Source organism: Mycobacterium sp. OTB74 (assembly GCF_029892685.1).
GTDB lineage: Bacteria > Actinomycetota > Actinomycetes > Mycobacteriales > Mycobacteriaceae > Mycobacterium.
In genome coordinates, this window is record NZ_JARXVD010000006.1 from 65324 (window position 1) to 77039 (window position 11716).

Annotated in this window: 11 protein-coding genes; 5 read left to right on the forward strand and 6 right to left on the reverse strand. The window is 64.8% G+C overall.

What is annotated here, in order from left to right; translation table 11 throughout:
* Positions 1-6: 6 nt before the first annotated feature.
* Positions 7-864: a uracil-DNA glycosylase gene (locus tag M2432_RS10690; protein WP_280826788.1), complete on the reverse strand. Its 858-nt coding sequence runs from the start codon at positions 862-864 to the stop codon at positions 7-9.
* A gap of 2 nt (positions 865-866) precedes the next feature.
* A complete protein-coding gene (locus tag M2432_RS10695; protein WP_280826789.1) occupies positions 867-1214 on the reverse strand; it encodes a hypothetical protein in 348 nt (115 codons plus the stop codon).
* Positions 1215-1320: 106 nt separating this feature from the next.
* Between M2432_RS10695 and M2432_RS10700 the strand changes: the two genes are divergently transcribed.
* The 3 genes from M2432_RS10700 to M2432_RS10710 all read left to right on the forward strand — a co-directional run bounded on the left by M2432_RS10700 (position 1321) and on the right by M2432_RS10710 (position 4687).
* Positions 1321-2685 carry an FAD-linked oxidase C-terminal domain-containing protein gene (locus M2432_RS10700; protein ID WP_280826790.1) on the forward strand — a complete coding sequence of 455 codons (1365 nt, stop codon included), beginning with the start codon at positions 1321-1323 and terminating at the stop codon, positions 2683-2685.
* A 266-nt stretch (positions 2686-2951) separates the two neighbouring features.
* Complete coding sequence (locus tag M2432_RS10705; protein WP_280826934.1) at positions 2952-4112, forward strand: cytochrome P450; 1161 nt, start codon at positions 2952-2954, stop codon at positions 4110-4112.
* Positions 4112-4687: a TetR/AcrR family transcriptional regulator gene (locus M2432_RS10710; RefSeq protein WP_280826791.1), complete on the forward strand. Its 576-nt coding sequence runs from the start codon at positions 4112-4114 to the stop codon at positions 4685-4687. Before M2432_RS10705 ends, M2432_RS10710 begins: the two co-directional genes overlap by 1 nt.
* Here M2432_RS10710 and M2432_RS10715 read toward each other — a convergent pair.
* The 3 genes from M2432_RS10715 to M2432_RS10725 form a co-directional block, all read right to left on the reverse strand.
* The gene (locus tag M2432_RS10715; RefSeq protein ID WP_280826792.1) at positions 4672-5388 is read right to left on the reverse strand and encodes a siderophore-interacting protein; all 717 of its coding nucleotides are present in this window, start codon (positions 5386-5388) and stop codon (positions 4672-4674) included. The genes M2432_RS10710 and M2432_RS10715 overlap by 16 nt on opposite strands.
* A 191-nt stretch (positions 5389-5579) precedes the next feature.
* The gene (locus tag M2432_RS10720) at positions 5580-6677 is read right to left on the reverse strand and encodes an acyltransferase (protein ID WP_280826793.1); all 1098 of its coding nucleotides are present in this window, start codon (positions 6675-6677) and stop codon (positions 5580-5582) included.
* Positions 6674-8542 (reverse strand): DEAD/DEAH box helicase, encoded by a 1869-nt coding sequence (locus M2432_RS10725; protein WP_280826794.1) that lies wholly within the window; start codon positions 8540-8542, stop codon positions 6674-6676. Before M2432_RS10725 ends, M2432_RS10720 begins: the two co-directional genes overlap by 4 nt.
* A gap of 84 nt (positions 8543-8626) precedes the next feature.
* Here M2432_RS10725 and M2432_RS10730 point away from each other — a divergent pair, with 84 nt between their 5' ends.
* Positions 8627-9196: an LppP/LprE family lipoprotein gene (locus tag M2432_RS10730; RefSeq protein WP_280826795.1), complete on the forward strand. Its 570-nt coding sequence runs from the start codon at positions 8627-8629 to the stop codon at positions 9194-9196.
* A 250-nt stretch (positions 9197-9446) separates the two neighbouring features.
* On the opposite strand, the gene M2432_RS10735 is transcribed toward M2432_RS10730, so the two are convergent.
* Positions 9447-10064: a hypothetical protein gene (locus tag M2432_RS10735; protein WP_280826796.1), complete on the reverse strand. Its 618-nt coding sequence runs from the start codon at positions 10062-10064 to the stop codon at positions 9447-9449.
* Positions 10065-10140: 76 nt separating this feature from the next.
* On the opposite strand from M2432_RS10735, the gene M2432_RS10740 reads away from it, so the two are divergent.
* Complete coding sequence (locus M2432_RS10740; RefSeq protein WP_280826797.1) at positions 10141-11685, forward strand: alkaline phosphatase family protein; 1545 nt, start codon at positions 10141-10143, stop codon at positions 11683-11685.
* The last annotated feature ends 31 nt before the right edge of the window (positions 11686-11716 follow it).

Here is an 11716-nt window from a genome sequence, read left to right on the forward strand (position 1 = left end):
AGTCAGTCAACCCTTTCCAGCGGGGCGCGATTCCCTCGCCAATGACGAAGCGGTGGCGAAGATGTCGTCGAGCATGTTCGGGGTGAGCCGTCCGGTGAAGGTGTTCTGCTGGCTCGGGTGGTAGCAACCCAGCAGCTGGGCGCCACCCGGAAGGTCAGCCAGCGCACCGTGGCCGAACTTGGGCAGTGGTCGGCCGGCCCCGGTCAGGTCCAGTGCCGCCTTCCAGGCGAAGCCGCCCAGGGCCACCACCACCCGTACGTCCGCTCCGGTCAAACGCCATTCGGCTTCCAGCCAGGGTGCGCAGGTGTCGCGTTCCTCGGGGGTCGGCGCATTGCCCGGTGGTGCGCACCGGACCGCTGCCACCACCCGAATATCGTTGAGAGTCAATCCATCCGCAGCGTCGGTGCTGTCTGGGCTACTGGCCAGACCCGTGCGATACACACTGGCGAACAGGAAGTCGCCGGACCGGTCGCCGGTGAACACCCGACCGGTCCGGTTGGCACCATGTGCGGCCGGCGCCAGGCCCAGCACCCAGATTCGTGGCCGGGCGACGCCGAAGCCGGGTATCGGCCGACCCCAATATGGTTCGGCCGCATAGGATTTGCGGTTGGCCAGGGTTCTGGTCGCGACGTCTTCGCGCCAGCTGACCAGCCGCCGGCAGGCCCGGCAGATCGAGACCTGGGCATCCAGGTCAGCCACTTCGGTGCACCGTCTGGACCGGGTCCGAACCTGGGCAGCCGTCTGCGCCACCGGAGTCTGATCGGTGGCCGGATCACCCGGCCATCCCGAGCCGGGGTGGACCGGTGAGGCGAATTCCACACCGGTACGGGGATGCGGCAACACCCAGCCATCCTGCCCGGGCACGGTTAGAACGGAACAACCGGCTCGCTGTTGAGGTAGCGCCACAATTTCCGGGCCCAGCGTCGCAGCCGCCCGACCGACAAATGGTCGATCAGCTCGGGATCGTCGGCGACGTAGCCACCCTCGACCCGGAACCACAGCCCGGTCAGGCAGAGTTCGATGGCCGCCATCGTGGTGACCGATCCGGGCGCCATGGCATCAAGGCGCTCGTCGGGGATGAACGATGGGCAGGAACTGCCGATGCCGCGACCTACCGCCCGAACATGAATTTCGAGCGCGAGCCTTGAGACGTTGGCTCCGCGCCGGCTGTACCGGAGCGCTTCAATCTCGGCCGACTTCGCCTTTTGGCGCACCCCGTCAGCGTACAGGTAACACAGCCGTAACGTGCAATTAATACCCGTGGTGCTTGAGGGCGTCGCGATCAGTCGAGTCGCCAGAAACGGCTCCTAGACTTGCCCTGTGCATGACGCGCTGCCGAGCCTGATCACTGACCTTCCTGACGGCACGGTCGTCACCGACCCGGACATTGTGGCGTCGTACCGCCAGGACCGTGCCGCCGACCCGGGTGCCGGAACCCCTATCGCGGTGGTTCGTCCGAGGAGCACCGCGGAGGTGCAGACCGTGATGCGCTGGGCCAGCGCGCACAAGATTCCGGTGGTGCCGCGCGGAGCGGGCACAAGCCTGTCCGGCGGGGCGACCGCCGTGGACGGCGGGATCGTGCTGACCACCGAACGCATGCGCGACATCACCGTCGACACCGCGACCCGCACGGCGGTGACCCAGCCCGGACTGTTCAACGCCGAGGTGAAGAAAGCCGTTGCCGCCCACGGGCTCTGGTATCCACCCGACCCGTCGTCGTTCGAGATCTGCAGCATCGGTGGCAATATCGCGACCAATGCCGGCGGCCTGTGTTGCGTGAAGTACGGCGTGACCACCGACTACGTGCTGGGCCTGCAGGTGGTGCTGGCCGACGGCACTGCGGTGCGACTGGGCGGCCCACGGCTCAAAGACGTTGCCGGACTGAGCCTGACCAAACTATTCGTCGGCAGCGAGGGCACCCTGGGCGTGGTCACCGAGGTGACACTGCGACTGCTGCCACCGCAGCACCGTGGGTGCACCGTGGTCGCGTCGTTCGATTCGGTGCGCGCCGCGGCAGACTCGGTGGTCACCATAACCGCCAAGATTCGGCCGTCGATGCTGGAGTTCATGGACGATGTCGCGATCAATGCGGTCGAGGACAAACTCAAGATGGGCCTGAACCGCAGCGCCAAGGCCATGCTGGTGGCCGCTTCCGACGACCGCGGTGCCGCCGGCGCCCAGGACGTCGAATTCATGGCACAGGCATTCACCGAAGCCGGTGCAACAGAAGTCTTTTCCACCGACGACCCCGATGAGGGCGAGGCGTTCGTCGCGGCCCGCAGGTTCGCCATCCCCGCGGTTGAGGCCAAGGGCCCGCTGCTGCTGGAAGACGTAGGAGTGCCATTGCCGGCTCTGGCCGATCTGGTCGCCGGAGTAGAGCAGATCGCAGCGAAACACGACCTGATGATCTCGGTGATCGCGCATGCCGGCGACGGCAATACCCACCCGTTGATCGTGCATGATCCGACCGACCCCGACAACACCCGTCGGGCCAACATTGCTTTCGGCGAAATCATGGATCTGGCAGTGCAATTGGGTGGCACCATCACCGGCGAGCACGGAGTCGGACGGCTCAAGCGCCCATGGTTGGCCGGCTACCTGGGGCCGGATGCGATGGACCTGAACCGTCGGATCAAGACGGCGCTGGACCCCGACAACATCCTCAACCCGGGCGCCGGAATCTGACATTAAATTTTCACGGCACTATCAACGAAGACATCCGGGACTCCGGACGACACCGTGGTGGGCTTGCGATTGTTGGGGCTGGACGGCACGCGGCGGGTGTCGGCGGGCCGCAGTCGTTGCGCGATTCCGCAGCCCTCAGACGCGTTGACACCAGCGGCCCCGTGTCGTACACATAAGACATGATGGCAACTTTGTCTCAGGGCAGTCAGGGTTCCCCGGCGACGTTCCAGCTCGCCGACACGACGGGCTGGGTCAACCCGTGGCCCATGTACCAGGCCCTGCGTGATCACGACCCGGTGCACCACGTGGTCGATCCACAACACCCTGGCGCCGACTACTACGTGCTGTCCCGGCACGCCGACATCTGGGCGGCGGCCCGTGATCACGAGACGTTCTCCTCGGCACAGGGTCTGACCGTCAACTACGGCGAGCTGGAACTCATTGGCCTGCAAGACAACCCACCGATGGTGATGACCGACCCGCCGGTGCACACCGAATTCCGCAAGCTGGTGTCGCGGGGCTTCACCCCCCGTCAGGTCGAGGCCGTCGAACCCAAGGTGCGCGAGTTCGTCGTAGAACGGCTGGAGAAACTCAAGGCAAACGGCGGCGGCGACATCGTCGCCGAGTTGTTCAAGCCGCTGCCGTCCATGGTGGTCGCGCACTACCTGGGCGTCCCGGAGGAGGACCGCGACCAGTTCGACGGCTGGACCGAAGCCATCGTCGCGGCCAACACCGCCGAGGGTGGCCTCGGCGGTGCGCTCGAGACACTCGGCAGCGCCCTGGGCGACATGATGGGTTACTTCACGGCGCTGATCGAACGCCGCCGCAAGGAACCCGAGGACGACACCGTCTCGCACCTGGTCGCCGCGGGTATCGGCGCCGACGGTGACATCGCCGGGGTGCTGTCCATCCTGGCTTTCACGTTCACCATGGTCACCGGCGGAAACGACACCACAACAGGCATGCTCGGTGGCTCGGTGCAACTGCTGCACCAGCGCCCCGACCAACGCCGCGTGCTGGTCGAAAACCCTGACCTGATAACAGATTCGGTGGATGAGTTCCTTCGTCTGACCTCACCAGTACAGGGCCTGGCCCGGACCACCACCCGCGATGTCACCATTGGTGCGGACACCATTCCCGAGGGCCGCAAGGTGCTGTTCCTCTACGGTTCGGGCAATCGGGACGAGCGGCAATATGGATCGAGCGCAGGCGAATTGGAAGTGACGCGCAAGCCGCGCAACATCCTGACCTTCAGCCACGGCGCCCACCACTGCCTCGGCGCCGCTGCGGCCCGCATGCAGTCGCGGGTGGCACTGACCGAATTACTTTCGCGGATACCTGATTTCGAGGTGGACGAGAGCGGCATCGTGTGGGCCGGCGGCAGCTACGTACGACGGCCGTTGTCCGTACCGTTCAGAGTCCGCTGATGGCCGGTGACTGGCTGTCTGTCAAGCGGACCGAGGTGGGCGCCGAGGTCATCTTGGACGCCGCGGACCGACTGTTCGCCAAACACGACGCGGCGAGCGTTGGCATGAGCGAAATCGCGAGGGCCGCAGGCTGTTCCCGTGCCACGCTGTATCGATACTATGAGAACCGCGAGGCGCTGCACTTGGCCTACGTGCACCGCGTGACCTTCCGACTGTTCGCCGCGGTCGGCGACCGTATCGCGCACATCACCGACCCACGGGCACGACTGCTGGAGGCTTTCGTGATCGCGGTGCGCAGCGTGCGCGAAAACCCCGCGCTGTCATCATGGTTCGCCACCTCGGCACCGGCCATCGGCGGCGAGGTCGCCGCGCAGTCCGAGGTCATCACCGGACTGGCAACCTCGTTCTTGTCATCACTTGGGATCGAGGACCCGCAGCGGCGGGCCGGCTGGCTGATCCGCATCATGGTCTCGCTGCTGATGTTCCCCGGAGCCGACGAGGCTGACGAGCGCGCGATGCTCGAGGAATTCGTTGTCGCGCAACTGGTTCCGACGCCCACTCAGGCCTCCCAGTAGCCCCGCGCCTTGATCGACTTGCGCGGAATGTTGTAGGCCTCGCGCAGCACCTTGACCACCTCCCGGGTAGTGCGGCTGTCGCATGCCACCCAGCCGAAATGCTCGGACGCGTCGAACGCCGCCGACCGCACCGCCTCGATCAGCGCCTCCCCCGCGTTCTTGCGATCAATCCAGGTCACTGCAACATCATTGGTGATCGGCAACTCACGATCGTCGTCATGTGCGGTCTCCAGGAATACCCGTGCCGGACTGTCCCCGATGGCTGCCAGCAGCGAGTTGATCGCCGGCAATGACGCGGTGTCACCGACCAGAACATAACCGGCCGGCGCGGGTTCGGGCAGCGTGAAGTTGCTGCCCAACACCGTCACCTCCAGGGTGTCGCCCGGGCTGGCAACCCGGGCCCAGTTGGTGGCCAGCCCGTCGTGCAGGGCGAAATCGATGTCGACAGTGCCAGTTTCGGGGTCTGGGTTGACCAGGGTGTAGCCACGCTGGTGCGACTTGGCGCCATCAGGGAACCAACCGCGAACCCACATGGTGGGGTGGATCGATTGCTCCGACAACAGATCGGGTGCGGTGAAATGCAGCCGAAGATAGTTCGATGTGATCTCGCTGCGGCCGGTGACTGTCATCCGATAGTCCCCACCTCGCCACAGTTTGACCAGCGCACCCTGCAGCCCGCGCGATGTCTTCTGCTCGGTCATCCGCCACCCTAAAAATAGATTCGGTCGATTTTTAGGGCAGCATAACCTAATTTCGATGCCCGCCGTCGTCCACGATTACGAACATCCGACTGCAGGGTCAGCGGCGCCGCGAGTAGCGCAGGTAGGGGTACATGCCGGCTACGCGGCCGTACAGCCAGTGCTCGGTGCTCGGGCGACGACCGGGGATTGAACTAGCTGCGAACCCGGGTCACCCGATGCAGCAACCACGCCACCGGGATGGTCACCAACAGCGTCAAGGTGAACAAGGTCAACGTGGACCCGGTATAGACCGGCTTGCGCATGATCTCGGTCATGACCAATTCCATGGTCATCAGATGCACGAGGAAGATTTCGTAGGAGATCTCTCCGAGGAAGACCATCGGCCGACTGGCCAGCACCCGGTCATACCAGCCACGGTCCCCCAGAGCCAACGGTGCCACCGCCAACGTGGCGATCGCCGCGTACAGCACCACCTTGGACAGGCTCTCCCGCAGCTCAGCAGGCGATGTGGTCGGCGCCCCGGCTATGGGCGTCGAGACGATCAGAAAACACACCAATGCCAGTGGGATGCAAAGGAAGCCGTAGGCGCGCAGGCCCAACGCGGCCAGCACGGACAACAGCATGCCGCCGAGGAACCAGAGCAGATAGGTCGGTAGCCACAGCCGGGCTCCTTCGGGCAGGAAATGCGTGGTGTGCACCAACGTCAGCCAGACCGGGCTTATCACCGCCAGGCCGGCCAATCCGGCCAGCAGCAGCCCGGGCCGCCAGCGCCGCCGGCACAGCACCACCATCAACAGGTAGGCCAGCAGCGGAAGTGCAACGTAGAAAGCAACTTCCACCGCCAGACTCCACATCTGGGTCAGACCCTGATGCAGCCAGGAGAACAGATAGTTGTCGGTATAGATGGTCGTCAACGTCAGGTTCCGGAGCAGCCCCATCCAGGTGTGGCCGGGGTTGGGCCCGGCCTGCCGGAAGTGGTACAGGGTAAACGCCGCCAGCACCGTGATGACGTACGCCGGCATGATCCGTCGAATCCGGTGCCAGGTGTACCGCTTGATTCGCGGCGACTCATACGAGCCCGAGCCACCCGCGGCCAGCGCCCGCACCCACGGGGTGAACAGCAGGAACCCCGACAGCACGAAGAAGATCGCAACACCGATCTCCGTTCGCGAATACATCAGCCCGACATACGTTTCGGAGTACTTACCGGTGGTGTACGCCGCATGGGTCAATAGCACCAGCAGCGCTGCTACAGCGCGAACCCCGGTGAGTGAGGCAACCCGGGTCACTTGTGCTTGCGCTTGCCCGGGTCTCGATCACCCCGGCCACGCCGGTCGTCGTCACGGCCCTTACCGTGGCGCGGGGCCCGGTCTTGGTATGAGCCCCGGTCCTGATACGAACCGCGGTCCCCACGACCACCCCGGTCCAGCTCGAGGTGGATAAGCTGGCCCGAAATCCGGGTGTTTTCAAGGGCTTTGAGCGTCTGCTTGCTCAATTTGGCGGGCAACTCGACCAGCGAGTGGTCAACCCGGATGCTGATGTGCCCGAAGTCGCTGCGGTTCAGCCCGCCCTCGTTGGCGATGGCGCCGACGATGGCCCCCGGAATGACCTTGTGCCGCTTGCCCACTGCGATCCGATAGGTGGCCAGGTCGTCGCGCACGGCGCGGGGTTTGCGATCGCCGCGGTCAGCGCGGTCGGCGCGATCCCGGTCTGAACGACGCTTCCCCGAGTCCCAGTCGCTCCTCGCGTGCGCGGGCGACGGCTCCTTCATCAGGAACTCTTCGCCACCCTGGGTCTTCACCGCCAGCGCGGCTGCAATGTCGGCCAGTGGCACATTGTTATCGCGCTCGAAGTCTTCGATCAGCCGGCGGAACAGCTCGATACCCGGCGCGCTGAGCGCGTCAGTGATGGCATCGCGGAACTTCTCCACCCGCTGGGCATTGACGTCGTCAACCGAAGGCAGTTGGGACTCAACGAGTTTCTTGCGGGTGACCCGCTCGATGGAGTTGAGCAGATGGCGTTCCCGCGGCGTGACGAACAGCAGCGCGGTACCGGAGCGACCGGCCCGGCCAGTGCGTCCGATGCGGTGCACGTACGACTCCGGGTCGTGCGGGATATCGTAGTTCAGCACGTGCGAGATACGTTCGACGTCAAGGCCGCGAGCCGCCACGTCGGTGGCGATCAGGATGTCGATGGAACCATCCTTGAGTGCGGTGATGGTGCGCTCACGCACCGCCTGCGGGATATCACCGTTGATCGCAGCGGCGGAAAACCCACGGGCCCTGAGCTTTTCGGCAACTTCCTCGGTGGCCTGCTTGGTCCGGACGAAGACGATCATGGCCTCGAACGGTTCGACCTCGAGCAGCCGGGTGATGGCGTCCATCTTCCGCGGACCGGCCACCTGGATGTAGCGCTGGGTGATGTTCTCGGCGGTCTGGGCTTTCGCCTTGATGGTCACTTCGACCGGGTCGTGCAGGTACTTGCTGGTGATCTTCTTGATGGCCGGTGGCATGGTGGCCGAGAACAGCGCCACCTGCTTGTACTCCGGGGTGTCGGCCAGGATGCGTTCGACGTCCTCCGCGAATCCCATCTGCAGCATCTCGTCGGCCTCGTCGAGCACCAGGTAATCCAGGTGCGAGAGGTCCAGGCTGCCCTTCTCCAGATGGTCGATGACCCGGCCCGGGGTACCCACCACGACCTGGGCACCGCGCTTGAGCCCAGCCAACTGCGGGGTGTACGACGACCCGCCGTAGACGGGCAGCACATTCACGTTCAGGTGCGCGCCGTACTTACCGAACGCCTCGGCCACCTGCAGCGCGAGTTCACGGGTCGGTGCCAGCACCAGGCACTGAGTATTGCGGCTGGTGGGGTCGATCTTGGACAGCACCGGCACTGCGAACGCGGCGGTCTTACCGGTGCCGGTCTGGGCCAGGCCGACGACGTCGGAGCCGTTGAGCATCGCCGGAATGGTCGCGGCCTGAATGGGCGACGGCGATTCATAGCCGACATCTACCAGCGCCCGTAGCACCTCGGGGTGGATATGCAGGTCGGCAAATGTGATGCCAGCCTCGCTGTCGGTACTGTCTGCGGCGGGGTCTGCAGCGATGTCGCGGCCGCCCGGATCCGGGTCGGTCTCGGGCGAAGGCGTCGTCATTATGCGAGAAGTCTACGGCTTTATCACACCGATACGCCCGCATGCCTGCCATAACTCGGCCCACCACCCTTATAGGGTGGCCGGGTGCGTTGTGCCGAACCGAAATTGATAGCGATCGTGGCGGCCGCACTGACTGCGGCAAGTGTGTCCGGCTGCGGATCGGGTGACTCCACAGCTTCCAAAACCCCGGGCCCTGCGGCGCCCGCCGCGGCGCCGAAACCAGCGAGCGTCGCCCCGACGGTCGCAGCCGGCCCGAAGACCTCCGCCTCACCCGCCGACCCGTGCGCGGTGAGCCTGGCCGCCCCCGACATCGCCAAGGCGGTATCCCGGCTGCCCCCAGACCCGCGCAGTAAGCAGGGCTGGAGCCCCGAACCGCTGGCCGGCAACTACAACCAGTGCGCGCCGTTGTCGGTGGTGATCGTCAAGGCAAACACCAATGCCGAGAATCCGAACACCCGCGCGGTGATGTTCCACCTGGGCCAGTTCATCCCGACCGGAGTGCCGGATACCTACGGGTTCAACGGAATCGATCCGTCGGCGAGCACCGGTGACACCGTCGCTCTGAGCTACACCAACCCGGGCAGCAATCTCAAGAGTGTGGTCCGGTTCCACTGGAACGGCAACGGCGTCGAGCTGGTTGGAAACGCCGGCTAACCAGCCGTGACATCGATTCCGCGATGATTTGGTTTGCGCGGGCCCGGGGCCCAGCCATGATCACCCGAGCAACAGCCGCATTTTCCCGATATTCGCGGTGTAAGCGGCGCTACCATGTCGTCAATTTTCCGCGTTGCGTTCCACCCGAACCGGCGAAGGGAACGGCTATGGGTTGCTCACGGTATATCGGACGAGTCGGTGCGTTGGCTGTGTTCCTCGGGGTCGGAGTGTCGGTGGCCACCGGGACCGCCTACGCCGAGCCCTCCTCCGCTGCGTCTGGGACAACGTCAACGAGCTCAGCCAGTTCGTCGATCAGCGGGTCGCCGGCCGATAAACACCCGTCCCTCAACGGCTTAGGGAAACTGGCACCCGCTCCCAAAAACAAGACGAACACCGCGACGCCGGAATCGAAGACCACCGCAACGACGACCGATGCCCCGAACCCGGCACAAAGTGACCTGACACGTTCCGTTGCCGCTGCGTCCGCGGCCCACGGTTCAAAGCGTTCATCGGGCGTCGGGGGGACATCGACCCAAGCCGCCGCCAAGGTGATCCAGGCATTAACAAGGATCAGCCCGCCGCTGCCGGCTGTCAGTGCCGGATCCAACCACGCCATTGTGCGTCCGACGGCAACCACCGTGTCGACGGCGGCCGTCTCACCAAAGCCTGTGTCGGCCGCGGCGGCTGTATCGGCATCTGCGACAACTGCTACGTCGACCGTCCCCGCTCCGTCCACACCACCCACGGTCCAGACAATCCTGAGCACCGTCGTCACCGCGGCGAAGGAATTCCTCCAGACGGCCCTGGCACCGCTGGTATCCACGTTGCCGTCGAACGTGCCCGCGGGGTCGCCCGTGATGTGGACCATGCTGGCCTGGGTGCGTAAGCAGTTCGAGACGAATCTCTTTCCATCCCAAGCAGTTTCGGCAATTACCACGTCGCAGGTGACCAGCCCCAACCTTCTGGTCAATCCCAGCGCAGAATCCGGGGACCCGTCGCTGTCGGGCAACAGCGCGGTGACTATACCCGGCTGGACCGTGACCGGTACGCCAACTGTCATCAAATACGGCACCTCGTACCGACTCCCCCAGGGTCTTTCGTTCCCGGGGCCGGTGCTCGGCACGTTCCCCAACGATCCGCCCACCGCCGGAGACACGCAGTTCTTCGGCGGCGGCAATGTCGCCACCTCGACGCTGTCGCAAACGGTCGATCTGAGCGGCGCCGCATCGGCCATCGATGCGGGTTCGGTGCCATACAACCTGAGCGGATGGCTCGGTGGCGCTGGTTTCGATCCCTCAGCAGCCTCAGTCACCGTCCGCTTCCTGGGCGCCAACGGGGCCCAGCTGGGCGTCGGACAAATCGCCCCCGTCACTCCATTCGACCGCTGGTTCCAGAGCGGACTGCTCGAGCGCGACACCTCGGGCACCGTGCCCGTCGGCACCCGCTCGGCACAGGTTGTGGTGACCCTCAATGACGCCACGGGCGGCTATAACGAGGCGTATGCCGACGATCTGTCATTCACCGTCGGAGCCACCCTGCCCGCGCCGCCGGCACCAACTCCCCCGGCCTCGACGGTCGGCCAACTCGACCACGTCTTCATGGTCTACATGGAGAACAAGGGCTACAACGACATTGTCGGCAGCCCGAACGCGCCGTACCTCAACAGCCTGATCAACACCTACGGCGTCGAAACCGACTACTACGCGCTGACCCACCCGAGCGACCCCAACTACTACCCAATCCTTGGTGGCACCGACTTCGGCCTCAGCTACAACTGCGCGACCAACTGCTTCGACGCACAGAATCTTGCCGACAACATCGAAGCGGCCGGCAAGACGTGGGCTGGCTACGCACAAGGCATGTCCGCGGCCGGACCGTATGTCTCAACCAGCGACTATTCACCCGACCAACTGCCGTTCATGGCATTCAGCGACATCTACAACAACCCGGGCCGCGCTGTTGCGCACCTCTTCCCGCTGACAAAGTTGGCCACAGACCTGTCCTCAAACGCCACCGCACCCAACTTCGCCTGGTTCGCAGCCAATGAGGCCAACAACATGGAAGGTCCCATCGACACCGTGTCGGGCATTCTGAGTTACCTCGGGGGCCTGCTCACCACCCATCAATACAACATCGCGGCGGGTGATCAGTTCCTGCAGAGCACCATTCCGACCATCATCAACTCGGAGGTCTGGAATGACCCGACGCAGAAGAGCGCCATCTTCATCACCTTCGACGAGGACTCCAACAATCTTTCGACCGGCTTGGCCAACGAGGGCAACCACGTGGTGACCATCGTCATCCCGTCACCGGGAGCTATTGCCGCCGGAATGCGCTCGGGCAACTTCACCGACAACGAGTACGCCACCCACTACAGCCTGCTGCGCACCATCGAAGACTCGCTCGGGCTTCCGTCGTTGACCACCAATGACGAATACGCCGATCCTCTGAACGGCTTCTGGTCATCGTCGGTCGCCGCGGCGATGTAGTTGCGGCTCACATCGCCGACAGGCCAGGCGC